We start from the raw sequence: 15,639 nt of genomic DNA, 5'->3' as shown, positions 1-15,639 counted from the left end.
GCTTGAGCGGTAACTAAAACGCCCCGGCCAAAAGGCCTGGGGCGTGGTCACGATTACTCGTCGATCGAGGCCTGATAAGCCGCGGCGTCCAGCAGGTTCGCCAGCTCACCTTCGTCGGCGGCTTTAATCTGGAACAGGAAGCCGTCACCGTAAGGTTCGCTGTTGACCAGCTCCGGGGAGCTTTCCAGCTCGCCGTTCACCGCCACGATTTCGCCGCTGATTGGCGCGTAAATGTCCGACGCCGCCTTGACGGACTCCGCCACGGCGCAATCTTCACCGGCGGCGACGCGGCGGCCCACTTCCGGCAGATCGACAAACACCATATCGCCCAGCAGTTCCTGCGCGTGTTCGGTGATGCCTACGGTGTAAACGCCGTTACCTTCTGAACGAACCCACTCGTGGGAGGATGCGTATTTCAATTCTGTTGGCACATTGCTCATCGCCGGTTACTCCTTCGAAGAAATAAAAGAATCAATCAATAAAAAATCAATTTGTCAGCGGCTTGCCGGCGCGAACGAAACCGGGCTTGGTCACTTTGACCGGCATTTCACGGTTGCGGATCTGCACGATGGCCTGCTCGCCGATGCCCGCCGGCACGCGCGCCAGCGCGATGCTGAAGCCCAGCGTCGGAGAGAACGAACCGCTGGTGATCACGCCTTCGTGAGTTTGCCCCGCCGCGTCGGTGAAACGCACCGGCAGCTCATTACGTAATACGCCTTTTTCCGTCATGATCAAGCCGACCAGTTGCTCGGTGCCCTGCTCGCGCTGTTGTTCCAGCGCTTCACGGCCGATGAAACGGCGATCTTCCGGCTGCCAGGCGATGGTCCAGCCCATGTTGGCGGCCAGCGGTGAAACGCCTTCGTCCATCTCTTGCCCGTAGAGGTTCATGCCCGCTTCCAGACGCAGCGTGTCGCGCGCGCCCAGACCGGCCGGCTTGACGCCCGCGGCCAGCAATTTTTGCCAGAAATCCGCCGCCTGATCTTTCGGCAGCGCGATCTCATAGCCGGCCTCGCCGGTGTAACCGGTGGTGGCGATGAACAGCTCGCCGGCCTGCACGCCGAAGAACGGCTTCATGCCTTCAACCGCACTTTTTTGTTCCGGGGTGAACAGCGTGCCGGCGCGCTCTTTGGCCTGCGGGCCCTGCACCGCGATCAGCGCCAGATCGTCGCGCACCGTCAGCGCGACGCCATACGGCGCAGCGTGCTCTTCGATCCAGGCCAGGTCTTTGTCGCGGGTGGCGGAGTTCACCACCAGGCGGAAATAGTCTTCAGTGAGGAAATAAACGATCAGGTCGTCGATCACGCCGCCGGAGGCATTCAGCATGCCGGTGTACAGCGCTTTGCCGGGTTGGGTCAGTTTGGCGACGTCGTTCGCCAGCAGGTAGCGCAGGAACTCGCGGGTGCGGGCGCCGTGCAGATCCACAATGGTCATGTGAGACACGTCGAACATGCCGGCATCCTGACGCACCGCGTGGTGCTCATCAAGCTGCGAGCCGTAGTGCAGCGGCATCATCCAGCCGTGAAAGTCTACCATGCGCGCACCGCACGCCACGTGCTGGTCGTACAGTGGGGTTTGCTTTGCCATCTTTTCCCTCTTTCCACTCGTCGCTAGAAGTTAGGGTGCTGCCACGCAATGCGGCGGAGCCTGGCTCGCGGCCCGATCGCCATGGCGCACTGACTGCTCAACACAAATGCTGCGCCGGGACGGGCGAAAACTGCGTGCAACCGCCGTGACGCAAACGATACCTTTCCCTCGAACTTATCACCGAACGACCACATTAACCATAAGTTAAAATAGGCTCATCGCCGTTCCGGGGCGGTAAAATGCCGGGCTAGTGTGCAGAGTTTTTCACTGGAAAAATGCGCTTTAAGGCACAAAATTAACAATTAAAGCGGCAAAACTCCGAAGTTATATAACAAACCGACGGCCGCACATGAGATTCCGACTTTTGATAACCGAACATGAAATTAGAAAAAGTAATGATAAAAAACGGCTGAAATTAGATTATTTCAAATGAAGGGTTATAAAGGAAAGACGATGGCATAAGGCAAGAAGCGCGAGCCCGCGGAGGGCTCGCAGAAGGCAGGATGTCAGGCAAGCCACTCGGGCAGATCGTTCAGGCCCATCGCCTGACGCACCAGCTTCGGCTTGACGCCCGGCAGGCTGTCCGCCAGCCGCAGGCCCACGTCGCGCAGCAGCTTTTTGGCCGGGTGGTTGCCGTCGAACAATTCGCGGAACCCCTGCATGCTGGCCAGCATTACCGCCGCGCCATGTTTGCGGCGGCGCTCATAGCGGCGCAGATAGAGGTGCTGGCCGATATCCTTGCCCTGCCGCTGCAGGCGGCGCAGTTCGGAAATCAGCTCGGCGGCGTCCATAAAGCCCAGATTCACGCCCTGCCCGGCCAATGGATGCACGGTATGCGCCGCATCGCCCACCAGCGCCAGGCGGTGCGCGGCGAAACTGCGCGCATAGCGGCCGGTCAGCGGGAACGCCAGCCGTTCGCTTTCCAGGCTGCAAGCCCCCAGGCGCATGTCGAAGGCCATCGCCAGTTCGCGGTTGAACTGCGCCGGTTCCAGCTGCTTGAGCCGCTCGGCCTCTTCCGGCGTCACCGACCAGACGATGGAGCTCAAATGCGGATCGCTGAACGGCAGGAACGCCAGAATGCCGTCGCCGTGGAAAATTTGCCGCGCCGTCGCCTGATGCGGCTCTTCGGTGCGAATGGTGGCGACCAGCGCATGGTGGCGGTAATCCCAGAAGGTAAGCGGAATGTCGGCGTGCTGGCGCAGCCACGACTGGGCGCCGTCGGCGCCGATCATTAGGCGGGCGGTCAGCATGCGGCCATCCTCCAGCGTGACGAAAGCGTCGTTCTCGCCCCACGCCACCTGCTTGAGCGCGGCCGGGGTAATCAGCGTGATGTCCGACAGGCTTTCGGCGCGTTTCCACAGCGCCTGCTGGATCACCGAGTTTTCGATGATGTGGCCAAGATGGCTGAAGCCGCACTCGTCGCCGCGGAAGGCGATTTTGCCAAAGCTGTCGCGATCCCACACTTCCATCGCGTTATAAGCGCTGGCGCGCAGCTGGAGAATGTCATCCCACACGCCGATATGCTGCAACAAACGCTCGCTGGCGGCATTGATGGCGGAGACCCGCAGCGCAGGCTGCTCCGACGGCGGCGCCATATCCGGCTGGCGCTGCTCCAGCACCGCCACGCGCAGCCCGCTGCCCTGCAGGCCGCAGGCCAACGCCAGCCCCACCATACCGCCACCGGCGATAATCACGTCAAATGATTGCATGCTGCTCGATTTCCTTAAATAACGCGCGACGCCTTGCCGCGCCGCGTTTTGGGCGCGCCACAGGGCGCCCGATTCTGTGTCTAACGTTCCACCCAGCCCAGCGTGCGCTTGGCGAAGGCGTCGCGCACCGCCGGCAAACGCTCCATCGCCATCAGCCCCAGGTTGCGGCCGACCACCAGCGGGGCATAACAGTTGGCGAACAGGCGGATCAATCCGTCGGTCACGCCGATCGTCGCCTGCCGATCGTTTTGCCGCCGCTGCTGATAGCGGCTCAGCAGCGCATAACCACCGGCGTCTTCGCCGCTGTTCATCGCTTCTGCCAGCGTTTCCGCCAGCGACATCACGTCGCGCAGACCGAGGTTGAACCCCTGCCCGGCGATCGGATGCAGCGTCTGCGCCGCGTTGCCCACCAGCGCCAGACGATGGCTGACATGGCGATCGGCGGTCAGCAGGCTGAGCGGATAGCTGTGCCGTTTACCGGCCTTGAGGATGCGCCCCAGCCGCCAGCCGAAGGCCTGTTGCAGCTCGGCGATAAAACGCTCGTCGTCCCAGGCATCCACCCGGGCGCGATCTTCGCGCGCATGGCACCACACCAAAGAACTGCGCCCCTGCGACATCGGCAGCAGCGCCAGCGGCCCGTAGCGGGTAAAGCGCTCGAAGGCGCGCCCCTGCGGATCTTCCGCCGTGGTGACGTTGGCGATGGTGGCGAACTGCGGATAGTCCTCCTGCCGCCACTGCACGTTGCAGGCCTGCGCCAGCGCCGAACGCGAACCGTCGGCCGCCACCAGCAGTTGCCCGCGCAGGCGCAGACCGGTATCCAGTTGTACTTCCGCCCGCTCGGCGGTGCGAATCACGTCCACCACCCGCGCGGGGCAGTGCAGCGTAACGCCCGGCGCCTTCGCCAGCAGCGCAAACAGCCGCTGCCCGGCGTCATGCAGTTCGATCACCTGGCCAAGCGCATCGACCTGATAATCCTGCGCCTGCAGATTCACGAAACCGGCGTGGCCGCGATCGCTGACGTGCACCTGAGCGATCGGCGTAGCGCAATCGCGCAGCGCCGGCCAAACGCCGATGCGCGCCAGCTGTTGGCAGGTGCCCTGCGCCAGTGCGATGGCGCGGGCGTCAAAGCCCGGATGGCTGCGGTCATCCGGCCGAGTCGCCTCGACCAGATCCACCGCCATTCTTCCCTGAGTAAGCGACGAGATAGCCAGCGCCAGCGTCGCGCCCGCCATACCGCCACCAACGATAATTACGCTCATTTTATGACCTTGTCGTCGCCGCCATCAACGCTTCGATGGCATCGGCGTCTTTCACCACGGTAGCGGTCAGGTTTTCATTGCCGTCGGCGGTGATCACGATGTCGTCCTCGATGCGGATGCCGATGCCGCGGTATTCCGCCGGCACGTCCGCATCCGGCGCAATGTACAGCCCCGGTTCCACGGTCAGTACCATGCCCGGCTCCAGCAGCCGATCGCGGCTCGGCGTGCCGTAGTGGCCGACGTCGTGCACGTCGAGGCCCAGCCAGTGGCTCAGCCCGTGCATGAAGAACTGCCGGTGCGCCTGCTCGGCGATAAGCTGATCGACTTCACCTTTCAATACGCCCAGTTCCACCAGCCCGACCACCATGATGCGCACCACTTCGTCGTTGACTTCGCGGATGCTGGTGCCGGGTTTAAACAGTTCCAAAGCGCGCTGCAGCGACGCCAGCACGATGTCGTACACCGCGCGCTGCGGCTTGCTGAACTTGCCGTTGACCGGGAAGGTGCGGGTGATGTCGCCGGCATACCCCTGGTACTCACAACCGGCGTCGATCAGCACCAGATCGCCGTCGCGCATCTGGCTCTCGTTCTCGGTGTAATGCAGGATACAGCCGTTTTCGCCACTGCCGACGATGGTGTTGTAAGAGGGGTAGCGGGCGCCGAGGCGGGTGAATTCATGGTGAATTTCCGCTTCCAGCTGATATTCGAACATGCCCGGGCGGCATTTTTCCATCGCGCGGGTGTGCGCCAGCGCGCTGATCTCACCGGCGCGACGCATCACCGCCAACTCTTCCGGCGATTTGAACAGGCGCATGTCATGCAGCCACGGCCGCCAGTCGGTAACGGTGGCCGGCGCCTGCAGATTCTGGCGGAACCCCTTGCGCAGCTTGTCCAGCGCGCCGAACAGGATCTGATCGGCGTAGGCGTATTCACCCTGCGCGTGGTAAACCACGTCCAGGCCGTTGAGCAGCAGGTGCAGCTGGTCATTGATTTCATCGAACGGCAGCGCGCGATCCACGCCCAGCTTCGCCGGCGCGGCGTCTTGCCCCAGGCGGCGGCCAAACCAGATTTCCGCCGTCAGATCGCGCACCCGGTTGAACAGCACGCTGTGGTTGTGCGTGTCGTCGCTTTTGATCAGCACCAGCACCGCTTCCGGCTCATTGAAGCCGGTCAGGTACCAAAAGTCGCTGTTCTGCCGATAGGGATAGTCTGAATCTGCACTGCGCGTCGTTTCCGGCGCAGAGAAAATAACCGCCGCGCTGGCCGGCGCCATTTTCGCCAACAGCGCCTGACGGCGGTTGTTGAATTCCTGCTGAGTCATTACCTTCTCCTGAAATCATGCCATCCGCATCGCCGGCGGAGGGCCGATAGGACGTTTAGTGCAACGTCGGTTTGATGTTTTCCGGCACCGTTGGCTTGTGACGGGTGAATTCGCCGTAGCACATGATGGCGGCAACCCGCACATACTCCGCCACTTCTTCCAGCGACTGCTCCAATTCTTCCTGATCTTCGTCTTCGTCGTAGCCCAGCTGCGCGATGTTGCGCAGATCGTCGATCGCTTCACCGACTTCGTCTTTCACCTGGGCCAGCTTGGGCTGCATCATGCCTAGCCCGAGCAGGAAGTGGTTGACCCAACCGGCCAACGCGTCGGCGCGATCGAACACGCTGACGGCTTCCCCTTCCGGCAACATCAGTTGGAACAGGAATTCATCGTCTTCCAGCGTTTCGCGCGTCACTTCATACAGCTGTTGCAGCGGTTGGCTGAGCGCCTGCGGGAAGGCGACGCCTTCGTTGGTCAGATCGTGCACCAGCGCCTGCCAGCCGGCATCACGGCTGCCGCCGCACAGCAGGCCGCTGATCAGGCCGTGCATTTCTGCCGCGGTCAGCGCCACCGACTGCTGGTTGAGGGCCACGGTCAAAGATTGGTAACTTGGAAATGTATTCTGTATAGACATGCGCATTCGTCATCGTTGGCAGGATAAGTTCGTGTTATGCTACCACCAAGGTCCGTCGCTATACCAGATAAGCGCGACACCTCAGTGGCTAGTTATAATCGCGATGTGGCAGGTCTCACACTGCGCCGGCGGGTGACGAAAGTGCGGTAAATACGCATTTTGAAACCCTTTTTTGACTGGCAATGTGCGCCACAGTAGATTACAACCAGGTACTGAAAAAGGGGTTGTATCTTGGTACCGAGGTATATATAGTGGCGCCCGCTTTGACGGCCCGGCCAGGGCGGACAAGGCTGGCGCGAAATTTAGGCAGGAAGGTGGCATGTCTGCACAACCGGTAGATATTCAAATTTTTGGCCGCTCGTTAAGAGTCAATTGCCCGCCAGAACAACAAGATGCGTTGAATATGGCGGCGGACGATCTTAACCAACGGTTGCAAGATCTTAAAGTTCGCACTAGAGTCTCCAATACTGAGCAACTGGTTTTCATCGCGGCATTGAACGTCTGTCACGAACTTGCTCAAGAACGGTTGAAAACCCGTGACTATGCGTCCAATATGGAACAACGCATACGGATGCTGCAGCAGACCATTGAACAAGCGTTGCTTGAACAAGGTCGCATCTCTGAACGTCAGGATGCACAATTCGAATAACTTAAGTTGTTGAAATCACAGTTCGGCAACGAGTAAAAAATTTCTCTGAGATGTTCGCCAGCGGGCCAGTCCCCTGAGCCGATATTTAGTACAAACAGAATGTGTTGCTCCGCGATCGGTGAGCACGCTCGGTGCGCCGAGAAGCCTTAAGATTGCGACGGCACGTTCACCTTGAACCATGGGTTCAAGGGTTACAGCCTGCGACGGCATCTCGGAGATTCCCCTTCTCAGCGGTTTATGTGTGCTGAACGCCACACTGAGCAAACCTGATACGATGCCTTTTCAATCCCAATTCGCGCAGCAGCGCCAAGCCATTCGTCAACTCATACGCCAACGTCGGCGCGAGCTTACGCCGGGCCAGCAACGCTTTGCCGCAGACAAGATAGCCGAGCGCCTCGTCGCGCATACGCACATTAAGGCTGCGCACAGCATCGCGGTATTCCTGTCGTTTGACGGTGAACTCGACACCGGGCCGCTGATCGAGCAACTGTGGACGCTCGGCAAACGGGTTTACCTGCCGGTGCTGCACCCGTTCAGCCCTGGCCACCTGCTGTTCCTGCGCTATGCGCCGGAAACGCCGCTGGTGCGCAATCGCTTCAATATTCTCGAACCGCGCCTCGATGTGCGCCAGGTGCTGCCGCTGGGCGAGCTGGACGTCGTGCTGACGCCGCTGGTGGCGTTCGATCATACCGGGCAGCGTCTGGGCATGGGCGGCGGCTTTTACGATCGCACCCTGCAAAACTGGCGCAGCGGCGGCCCTTATCCTATCGGCCTGGCCCATGATTGCCAGCAGGTGGAGCGCCTGCCGATCGAGCACTGGGATATCCCGCTGCCGGAAATCCTCACCCCGCTCTGCAGCTGGGCGTGGCACGAGCCCAAATAGCAAAAGGCCGGATCGCTCCGGCCTTTTTCGTTGCGGCGAGCCGCCGAATCAAAACAGCAGACGGGCGCGAATGGTGCCGTCGATGGCCTTCATGCGCTGCAGCGCGGCGTCGGCGCGCGCGGTTTCCGCTTCGATGTCGATCACCACGTAGCCGATTTCAGGCCCGGTTTGCAGATACTGTGCGGCGATGTTAACCCCCTCTTCGGCGAAGATCTGGTTAATCTGCGTCAGCACGCCCGGGCGGTTTTCGTGGATGTGCAGCAGGCGGCTGGCGTTCGGGCCATGCGCCGGCAGCGACACTTCCGGGAAGTTGACGGCGGACAGGGTCGACCCGTTGTCGGAGTATTTCGCCAGCTTGCCGGCCACTTCGTCGCCGATATTCTCCTGCGCTTCCTGGGTGGAGCCGCCGATGTGCGGCGTCAGCAGCACGTTGTCGAACTCACACAGCGGCGAGTTGAACGGATCGCTGTTGGTCGCCGGTTCTTCCGGGAAGACGTCGATCGCCGCGCCCGCCAGGTGATTGCTGGCCAGCGCGTCGCACAGCGCGGGAATATCCACCACGGTGCCGCGCGAAGCGTTGATCAGAATGGCGCCCGGTTTCATCAGCGCCAGCTCTTCCGCCCCCATCATGTTCTTGGTGGCCAGCGTTTCCGGCACGTGCAGCGTCACCACGTCGCTCATATTGAGCAGATCGGACAGATGGCGCACCTGTTGCGCGTTACCTAACGGCAGCTTGTTCTCGATGTCGTAGAAGAACACCTTCATGCCCAGCCCTTCGGCCAGAATGCCCAGCTGGGTGCCGATGTGGCCGTAGCCGATAATGCCCAGCTTTTTGCCGCGCGCCTCGTAGGAGCCCACGGCCAGTTTGTGCCACACGCCGCGGTGCGCCTTGGCGTTGGCGGCCGGAATGCCGCGCAGCATCAACAGCAGCTCGCCCAGCACCATTTCGGCCACGGATCGGGTATTGGAGAACGGGGCGTTGAAGACCGGAATACCGCGCTTGGTCGCCGCTTTCAGATCAACCTGGTTGGTGCCGATGCAGAAGCAGCCCACAGCCACCAGTTTTTCTGCGGCGGCGAACACCTCTTCGGTCAGATGCGTACGCGATCGGATGCCGACGAAGTGCGCATCGCGGATGGATGCCTTCAGCGATTCGGTGTCTAACGCACCCTTGTGGTATTCGATGTTGGTATAACCGGCGGCACGTAAATTATCGACCGTGCTCTGATGAACCCCTTCCACCAACAGGAATTTAATCCTGTCTTTCTCCAATGATACTTTTGCCATTTACCCGACCCTATGTTCAGACTTCAGAAGCGGCTGTGACGACACAGCTCCCATCCAACATAACAAAAATAACGCGGGCGGCAATACAAACGATTGCCTGCCCGGCAGGACAAGGCGCAGCGTTGATGGCGGTTTACGGCAGAAAATGCCATAGGGAAAGTTTTCGGCAGAAGCTTTGGGGAGTCAGTTTTCACAATGTGACATAAGTCACCAAATTTGCCGTTTTTCAGAAAAGATATTTTAACCGAAGAATTATGCGGCCCGGCACTACCGGGCCACAAACGGCGGAGGTTTATTTGACCACTTTCACGCCTTCCGGGGTGCCGACCAGCGCCACGTCCGCGCCGCGGTTGGCGAACAGCCCCACGGTCACCACGCCGGCGATGCCGTTGATCTTGTTCTCCAGCGCGATAGCGTCGTTGATGCTCAGGTTATGCACATCGAGGATCACGTTGCCGTTGTCGGTCACCACGTTTTGGCGATACTCCGGCAGGCCGCCCAGCTTCACCAGCTCACGCGCTACGTAAGAGCGAGCCATCGGAATCACTTCCACCGGCAGCGGGAACTTGCCCAGCACGTCCACTTGCTTGCTGGCGTCGACGATGCAGATGAATTTCTTGGCGATGGCGGCGATGACCTTCTCGCGCGTCAACGCCGCGCCGCCGCCTTTGATCATCTGCATATGGCCGTTGATTTCGTCCGCGCCGTCCACGTAGATATCGAGCGAGTCCACTTCGTTGCTGTCGAACACATGGATGCCGAGGCTTTTCAGCTTGGCGGTGGAGGCGTCGGAGCTCGATACTGCGCCTTCGATCTGGTGCTTGATGGAGCCCAGCGCGTCAATAAAGTGGGCGGCGGTAGAACCGGTGCCGACCCCGACGATGGTGCCCGGCGTCACGTATTCCAGCGCTGCCCAGCCCACCGCTTTTTTCAGTTCATCCTGCGTCATAATATGTCCCTTGCCTCTGTACGAAAACGTGTGCGTATTATAGGGTAAAACGCTGTTTTTCACGCTGGCAGGATCACACTTATTTGCCGCAGCCCGCATTTTTAGCCGCTTAGCGGCGAGACGGGGGCGTGATTTTTCCACCTGCGCCGCGCGCAAAATGTGGCATAGTGCCGGTATCATTCTAATTTAAGGGATATCTTTCCGATGAAACGCCCAGACTATCGTACGCTGCAAGCGCTGGACGCGGTGATCCGTGAGCGCGGCTTCGAGCGCGCCGCTCAAAAACTCTGCATCACGCAATCGGCGGTATCCCAACGCATCAAACAGCTGGAAAACCTGTTCGGCCAACCGCTGCTGGTCCGTACCGTGCCGCCGCGCCCGACCGAACAAGGGCAAAAGCTGCTGGCGCTGCTGCATCAGGTGGAATTGCTGGAAGAAGAGTGGCTGGGCAACGACACCGGCGTCGATACGCCGCTGCTGCTGTCGCTGGCGGTCAACGCCGACAGTCTGGCAACCTGGCTGCTGCCGGCGCTGAAGCCGGTGCTGGCGGATTCCCCCATTCGCCTGAATCTGCAGGTGGAAGATGAAACCCGCACCCAGGAGCGGCTGCGCCGCGGTGAGGTGGTGGGCGCGGTAAGTATTCAGCCGCAGCCGCTGCCGAGCTGCCTGGTGGATCGGCTGGGAGCGCTGGATTACCTGTTCGTGGCCTCCAGCGCCTTCGCCGAGCGCTATTTCCCGAGCGGCGTCACCCGCTCCGCGCTGCTGAAAGCGCCGGCGGTGGCCTTCGACCATCTCGACGACATGCATCAGGCATTCCTGCAGCAGAACTTCGATCTGTCGCCGGGCAGCGTGCCCTGCCATATCGTGAACTCGTCGGAAGCCTTCGTGCAGCTGGCGCGTCAGGGCACCACCTGCTGTATGATCCCGCATCTGCAGATCGAAAAGGAGCTGGCTTCCGGTGAGCTGATCGATCTGACGCCGGGGCTGTATCAGCGCCGCATGCTGTACTGGCACCGCTTCGCGCCGGAAAGCCGCATGATGCGCAAAGTGACCGACGCACTGCTGGAACACGGCCACCAGGTGCTGCGCCAGGATTAAAACGAAAAAAGGTTCGCCGCAGCGAACCTTTTCTTCAACACGAACACCTTACTGCGCGGCGTTGCGCTGCAGCTCGAACACCACATCCACCTGATCGTCGAAGTGAATGCTTTGCTGCTCATAGGTTTGCGCCGCGTCGCTTTCCGCCGCCGCACCGGCCGCCTTATACATCCGCGCCACCGGCATCGGCTGGTAGTTGGCGACCCGGTAGCGAATGCTATACACCGGCCCCAGCTTGGCGTGGAAACCTTTGGCCAGGGATTCGGCCTGCTGAGTCGCGTTCTCGATCGCTTTTTGCCGCGCCTGCTCGCGATACACGTCCGGCTTGGCGACGCCCAGCTCCACCGCGCGGATCTCGTTCAGGCCGGATTTCAGCGCGCCGTCCAGCAGCTCGTTCAGCTTGTCCAACTGACGCAGGGTCACCTGCACCTGACGCACCGCCCGGTAGCCCTTCAGCACCGACTCGCCGGTTTTCAGGTAGTCGTACTCCGGCTGGGTGCGCAGGTTGGCGGCGCTGATGTCTTTCTTCTCGATGTTATTTTTCTGCAGGAAATCAAAGTACTGCGCTACGCGCTCGTCCACCTGCTTCTTCGCCTGGGCGGCGTCTTTGGAGGAAACGCTCACTTCGATCGCCAGGGTGGCGATATCCGGCGTGGCGTCCACGCTGGCGGTGCCGGAGGTGACGACGTGCGGCCCTTCAGGCACTTCAGCCGCCTGCAGCGCCATCGGTAACGTCCCTAATCCGACCATTGCGGCCATAGCCAATGCTTTTAGCTTCACAGTGTCTCCTTAATGACAGGCTGTCTCTGATCGCCGGCTTTTCCCTGTGAGAACCGCCGGATTCCTGGCATCAAACGTAGCATATCGCGCGGCGTTTTGAATTCGGATTAGTGGCAAATTCTTATAAATTTGCCCCCTGCCAGGCCAGCTGCAGCGCGATGCCCCACATCACCAGCCCGACCAGCGCGTTGATGATGCGCTGCGCCCGCTGGGTGTTCAGCCACGGCGCCAGCCAGGAGGCCAGCAGCGCCAGCCCGAAGAACCACACCGCCGACGCGCTGACCGCGCCGAGCGCGAACCAGGAGCGTACGTCCGCCGTCAGTTGCCCGCCCAGGCTGCCGAGCACCACAAAGGTATCCAGATAAACGTGCGGGTTCAGCCAAGTGACCGCCAGCATGGTGACCACGAGGCGCCAGCGGCTCTGCGCCAGCTCCTGCGCCGCGGCCTGCGCCGGTTGCGGGCTGAAGGCGGAACGGAACGCGCCCCAGCCGTACCACAGCAGAAACGCCACCCCGCCCCAGGTGACCAGCGCCAGCAGCAGCGGCGAGCGGGTCAGCAACGCGCTGCCGCCGAAAATACCGGCGCAGATCAGCACGATATCGCTCAACGCGCACAGCGAGGCGATCATCAAATGATACTGGCGGCGAATGCCCTGATTCATCACGAATACGTTCTGCGGGCCCAGCGGCAAGATCATGGCGGCGCTCAGGGCAAAACCCTGCAGGAAGACGGCTAACATGGGAGATTCCTCGAATGATAAAAGGCGCCGGACGAGGGCGCGTATCGGTCAACACGCGCATCATACGAGGAAGCGATCATTAGGTGAAATTGATGTTTCTAATCCAGTATCAGAGATGCTAATGCTTAAATGAGCGCGCCGTCAAATTCGCTCATCGACGCGAAATTCGCTATCATCCGCACCCACCCTCCAGCCGGCCGCCCGATGTCTACCGTCACCGATACCTTTATCGCCCCGCCATGCCATGACCAAATAGAGATCCTCTATCAGGACGATCATCTGGCGCTGATCAATAAGCCGGCCGGGCTGCTCAGCCTGTCGGGCAAGAATCCGCAGAATCTCGATTCGGTACACCATCGGCTGGTACAGATCTTCCCCGGCTGCACCCTGGTGCACCGCCTGGATTTCGGCACGTCCGGCTTGATGGTGGTGGCCCGCAACAAGGCCGCCAACGCCGCGCTCTGCCGGCAGTTCAGCGAGCGCACCGTCGGCAAAGTGTACAGCGCGCTGCTGTGCGGCCATCTGGCGGATAACGAAGGGGTAATAGACGCGGCGATCGCCAAAGATCCGGCGCTGTTCCCGCTGATGTCGATTTGCGCCCTCCACGGCAAGCCCGCCCGCTCCCGCTATCGGGTCGTCGAGCGTTTTTATCGTGAAGCGGAAGACGGGATCTCGCTGCCGCTGACGCGGGTGCAGCTCATCCCGGAGACCGGGCGCACCCACCAGCTGCGTATTCACAGCCGGCAGTTGGGCCACCCTATTTTAGGCTGCGATCTGTATGGCGGGCGACTGCTGCCGGGTACCGAACAGACGCCGCGGCTGATGCTGCACGCCAGCGAGCTGGACTTTGTGCACCCCATTAGCGGGGAGCGGATCGCCGCTCGTCACGCCGCGCCGTTCTGAACGCGGCTTACCACATCAAATCGTCGGGCACTTTAAAGTCGGCGTACGGATCGTCTTCATCCTGTTCTTCCTGACTCAGCGCGCTGTGCAGCACAATGCTGGCCGCATCGCGCTGCGCGATTTTATCAGCGACGCTCGCGGGAATAATCGCGTATTCACACTCTTCGCGGTTCTCGACCACCAGGCGTGCAATGGCGAGGCGGCCATTGATCAGCTGGGTTTGCGTCGCCTTATCCACCAGGATTTTCTTGATCAGGTTACCGTCGGTGAAGTTGAAACCGATATCGCCTTTCGCCAGAACGATGCGGTTCATTTCGATCAGCTGTTTCACCTGCGCCTTGTACTCTTTGGACAGCGCGGCCTGCTTTTGCTGCTCGTTCAGCTGCTTATCGCGCTCAAGCTGCGCCTTTTTATTCTCTTCCACCGCCTCTCTGGCCTCGCGGGCCTGAACGCGTGATTTTTTAGCCGTTCTTTGGACTTTGGCCATTTTCTTGCTGGTTACCAAGCCCGCTTTGAGCATCTGCTCTTGTAAGGTGAGTTTTGTCATGTTCGTGTCTGAAGCCGTGGGATCATGGGGGGATTATACCCGTAATTTTTCAGGCTGCACCAAGTTGCCGGCCCGGTACGTTGGCGGTTTGCGCCGCAGGGCGACGGCGGCCACGCCAGATCATGAATAGCGCTCATGTGGTAATGAAATTAAGTCTCTTTCACTCCCACCGGGACTCTGGCAAAAATAGACCTCATTAACGACAGACAATATGAAATCGGCTGAATAAAAAAAGAGAAAAACAACCCATTGAAAGAAATGGATAAATCCAGCCTTCATATCATATAACAGGATGCTATAAGACGATGAATAGAGACTTTGCCTTTACGATTAAGAGCAGTTCTTTCGATGAAGATTATAACCCTTCTGAAAGTACGCGTATCACCACCAACTTCGCCAATTTGGCCAGAGGGGAAAACCGCCGGGAGAACCTGCGCAACACGCTGGTGATGATTAACAATCGCTTCAATTCGTTGGCGCATTGGGATAACCCCAAGGCCGACCGCTATTCGGTTGAGCTTGACATCATTTCGGTGGAGATGCGCGTTGAAGATCAGGGCGCCAGCTTCCCGGTGATCGAAATCCTGAAAACCAACATCATCGATAAAAAAACGCAAAAGCGAATTGATGGCATCGTCGGGAACAATTTCTCGTCTTACGTGCGCGATTATGACTTTAGCGTCTTGCTGCCGGCGCACAATAAAAACACGGCGGAATTCACTATCCCGAATGATTTCGGCGATTTGCACGGCAATATCTTTAAGCACTTCATCAATTCAAACGAATACCATGAGAATTTCAGCAAACCGCCGGTGATCTGCCTCAGCGTGTCCAGCAAAGACACCTATCATCGGACGGGCAATCAACATCCGGTGTTGGGCGACGAGTATCGGCAAGACGGCGCTTCGCTGACCGACCGGTATTTTAAAAAAATGGGCCTGCAGGTGCGCTATTTCATGCCGAAAAATAGCGTCGCGCCCCTGGCGTTTTATTTCCCTAGGGATTTGCTGAGCGATTACACCGATCTGGAGCTGATCGGCACCATCAGCACGATGGAGACCTTCCAAAAAATCTATCGGCCTGAAATTTACAATGCCAACTCGGCGGCGGGGCAATGCTATCAGCCAAGCCTGAATAACCAGGACTATTCATTAACCAAGATTGTTTACGATCGCGAAGAGCGTAGCCAGTTAGCGATTGAGCAGGGGAAATTTACGGAAGAGCAATTTATCAAACCCTACAAGCCCATTCTTGAGCAATGGTCTGCTCACTACGCGCTTTGAGTCACTCAAATACA

At 59.7% G+C, this 15,639-nt stretch carries 16 protein-coding genes and 1 other RNA gene; 6 read left to right on the top strand and 11 right to left on the bottom strand.

The features are described from left to right. Positions 1-53 precede the first annotated feature (53 nt). The 6 genes from gcvH to REA38_RS22275 all read right to left on the bottom strand — a co-directional run bounded on the left by gcvH (position 54) and on the right by REA38_RS22275 (position 6,507). A complete protein-coding gene (gene gcvH / locus REA38_RS22300) occupies positions 54-440 on the bottom strand; it encodes a glycine cleavage system protein GcvH (RefSeq protein WP_033649434.1) in 387 nt (128 codons plus the stop codon). A 46-nt stretch (positions 441-486) separates the two neighbouring features. Then, positions 487-1,584: a glycine cleavage system aminomethyltransferase GcvT gene (gene gcvT / locus REA38_RS22295; RefSeq protein ID WP_033635857.1), complete on the bottom strand. Its 1,098-nt coding sequence runs from the start codon at positions 1,582-1,584 to the stop codon at positions 487-489. Positions 1,585-2,090: 506 nt separating this feature from the next. Then, complete coding sequence (ubiI, locus tag REA38_RS22290; protein WP_039567268.1) at positions 2,091-3,293, bottom strand: FAD-dependent 2-octaprenylphenol hydroxylase; 1,203 nt, start codon at positions 3,291-3,293, stop codon at positions 2,091-2,093. Positions 3,294-3,373: 80 nt separating this feature from the next. Then, positions 3,374-4,552: a 2-octaprenyl-6-methoxyphenyl hydroxylase gene (gene ubiH / locus REA38_RS22285; protein WP_308886648.1), complete on the bottom strand. Its 1,179-nt coding sequence runs from the start codon at positions 4,550-4,552 to the stop codon at positions 3,374-3,376. Position 4,553: 1 nt separating this feature from the next. After that, positions 4,554-5,873, bottom strand: a complete 1,320-nt coding sequence (gene pepP, locus REA38_RS22280; RefSeq protein ID WP_308886647.1) for a Xaa-Pro aminopeptidase — start codon at positions 5,871-5,873, stop codon at positions 4,554-4,556. Positions 5,874-5,928: 55 nt separating this feature from the next. After that, positions 5,929-6,507 carry a YecA family protein gene (locus tag REA38_RS22275; RefSeq protein WP_308886646.1) on the bottom strand — a complete coding sequence of 193 codons (579 nt, stop codon included), beginning with the start codon at positions 6,505-6,507 and terminating at the stop codon, positions 5,929-5,931. Positions 6,508-6,826: 319 nt separating this feature from the next. On the opposite strand from REA38_RS22275, the gene zapA reads away from it, so the two are divergent. The 3 genes from zapA to REA38_RS22260 all read left to right on the top strand — a co-directional run bounded on the left by zapA (position 6,827) and on the right by REA38_RS22260 (position 8,039). Beyond that, a complete protein-coding gene (gene zapA, locus REA38_RS22270) occupies positions 6,827-7,156 on the top strand; it encodes a cell division protein ZapA (protein ID WP_004931621.1) in 330 nt (109 codons plus the stop codon). 39 nt (positions 7,157-7,195) lie between these two features. Beyond that, a non-coding RNA gene (gene ssrS / locus REA38_RS22265) (6S RNA) lies at positions 7,196-7,378 on the top strand. 52 nt (positions 7,379-7,430) lie between these two features. Continuing rightward, a complete protein-coding gene (locus REA38_RS22260) occupies positions 7,431-8,039 on the top strand; it encodes a 5-formyltetrahydrofolate cyclo-ligase (RefSeq protein WP_101427326.1) in 609 nt (202 codons plus the stop codon). 48 nt (positions 8,040-8,087) lie between these two features. Here the strand turns inward: REA38_RS22260 and serA are convergent, their stop codons facing one another. Further along, positions 8,088-9,326, bottom strand: a complete 1,239-nt coding sequence (serA, locus tag REA38_RS22255) for a phosphoglycerate dehydrogenase (RefSeq protein WP_025304156.1) — start codon at positions 9,324-9,326, stop codon at positions 8,088-8,090. A 292-nt stretch (positions 9,327-9,618) separates the two neighbouring features. Next, positions 9,619-10,275 (bottom strand): ribose-5-phosphate isomerase RpiA, encoded by a 657-nt coding sequence (gene rpiA, locus REA38_RS22250; protein ID WP_101427327.1) that lies wholly within the window; start codon positions 10,273-10,275, stop codon positions 9,619-9,621. 204 nt (positions 10,276-10,479) lie between these two features. Here rpiA and REA38_RS22245 point away from each other — a divergent pair, with 204 nt between their 5' ends. Beyond that, positions 10,480-11,373: a LysR family transcriptional regulator ArgP gene (locus REA38_RS22245; protein WP_033635863.1), complete on the top strand. Its 894-nt coding sequence runs from the start codon at positions 10,480-10,482 to the stop codon at positions 11,371-11,373. A gap of 48 nt (positions 11,374-11,421) precedes the next feature. On the opposite strand, the gene REA38_RS22240 is transcribed toward REA38_RS22245, so the two are convergent. Further along, positions 11,422-12,153, bottom strand: a complete 732-nt coding sequence (locus REA38_RS22240) for an oxidative stress defense protein (RefSeq protein WP_025160209.1) — start codon at positions 12,151-12,153, stop codon at positions 11,422-11,424. A gap of 121 nt (positions 12,154-12,274) precedes the next feature. Next, complete coding sequence (gene argO / locus REA38_RS22235) at positions 12,275-12,892, bottom strand: arginine exporter ArgO (RefSeq protein ID WP_025304159.1); 618 nt, start codon at positions 12,890-12,892, stop codon at positions 12,275-12,277. Positions 12,893-13,096: 204 nt separating this feature from the next. On the opposite strand from argO, the gene REA38_RS22230 reads away from it, so the two are divergent. Continuing rightward, on the top strand, positions 13,097-13,795 hold the full coding sequence (locus REA38_RS22230) for an RluA family pseudouridine synthase (protein ID WP_060437701.1): 699 nt from the start codon (positions 13,097-13,099) through the stop codon (positions 13,793-13,795). Positions 13,796-13,802: 7 nt separating this feature from the next. On the opposite strand, the gene REA38_RS22225 is transcribed toward REA38_RS22230, so the two are convergent. Further along, complete coding sequence (locus REA38_RS22225; protein WP_033635867.1) at positions 13,803-14,342, bottom strand: DUF2058 domain-containing protein; 540 nt, start codon at positions 14,340-14,342, stop codon at positions 13,803-13,805. Between the two features lie 305 nt (positions 14,343-14,647). Here REA38_RS22225 and REA38_RS22220 point away from each other — a divergent pair, with 305 nt between their 5' ends. Beyond that, positions 14,648-15,625 (top strand): DUF1852 domain-containing protein, encoded by a 978-nt coding sequence (locus REA38_RS22220; protein WP_308886644.1) that lies wholly within the window; start codon positions 14,648-14,650, stop codon positions 15,623-15,625. Positions 15,626-15,639: the final 14 nt, after the last annotated feature.

This window comes from Serratia sp. MF1(2023) (assembly GCF_030954545.1).
GTDB classification, from domain to species: Bacteria; Pseudomonadota; Gammaproteobacteria; order Enterobacterales; family Enterobacteriaceae; genus Serratia; species Serratia sarumanii.
The sequence above is the reverse complement of the archived record's forward strand: the minus strand, read 5'-3'. Positions and strand labels throughout refer to the sequence as shown.

Excerpts from the sequence above, each read along its gene's own strand:
- gcvH (WP_033649434.1), bottom strand. The coding sequence starts at position 440 with ATGAGCAATGTGCCAACAGAATTGAAATACGCATCCTCCCACGAGTGG.
- gcvT (WP_033635857.1), bottom strand. The coding sequence starts at position 1,584 with ATGGCAAAGCAAACCCCACTGTACGACCAGCACGTGGCGTGCGGTGCG.
- ubiI (WP_039567268.1), bottom strand. The coding sequence starts at position 3,293 with ATGCAATCATTTGACGTGATTATCGCCGGTGGCGGTATGGTGGGGCTG.
- ubiH (WP_308886648.1), bottom strand. The coding sequence starts at position 4,552 with ATGAGCGTAATTATCGTTGGTGGCGGTATGGCGGGCGCGACGCTGGCG.
- pepP (WP_308886647.1), bottom strand. The coding sequence starts at position 5,873 with ATGACTCAGCAGGAATTCAACAACCGCCGTCAGGCGCTGTTGGCGAAA.
- REA38_RS22275 (WP_308886646.1), bottom strand. The coding sequence starts at position 6,507 with ATGTCTATACAGAATACATTTCCAAGTTACCAATCTTTGACCGTGGCC.
- zapA (WP_004931621.1), top strand. The coding sequence starts at position 6,827 with ATGTCTGCACAACCGGTAGATATTCAAATTTTTGGCCGCTCGTTAAGA.
- REA38_RS22260 (WP_101427326.1), top strand. The coding sequence starts at position 7,431 with ATGCCTTTTCAATCCCAATTCGCGCAGCAGCGCCAAGCCATTCGTCAA.
- serA (WP_025304156.1), bottom strand. The coding sequence starts at position 9,326 with ATGGCAAAAGTATCATTGGAGAAAGACAGGATTAAATTCCTGTTGGTG.
- rpiA (WP_101427327.1), bottom strand. The coding sequence starts at position 10,275 with ATGACGCAGGATGAACTGAAAAAAGCGGTGGGCTGGGCAGCGCTGGAA.
- REA38_RS22245 (WP_033635863.1), top strand. The coding sequence starts at position 10,480 with ATGAAACGCCCAGACTATCGTACGCTGCAAGCGCTGGACGCGGTGATC.
- argO (WP_025304159.1), bottom strand. The coding sequence starts at position 12,892 with ATGTTAGCCGTCTTCCTGCAGGGTTTTGCCCTGAGCGCCGCCATGATC.
- REA38_RS22230 (WP_060437701.1), top strand. The coding sequence starts at position 13,097 with ATGTCTACCGTCACCGATACCTTTATCGCCCCGCCATGCCATGACCAA.
- REA38_RS22225 (WP_033635867.1), bottom strand. The coding sequence starts at position 14,342 with ATGACAAAACTCACCTTACAAGAGCAGATGCTCAAAGCGGGCTTGGTA.
- REA38_RS22220 (WP_308886644.1), top strand. The coding sequence starts at position 14,648 with ATGAATAGAGACTTTGCCTTTACGATTAAGAGCAGTTCTTTCGATGAA.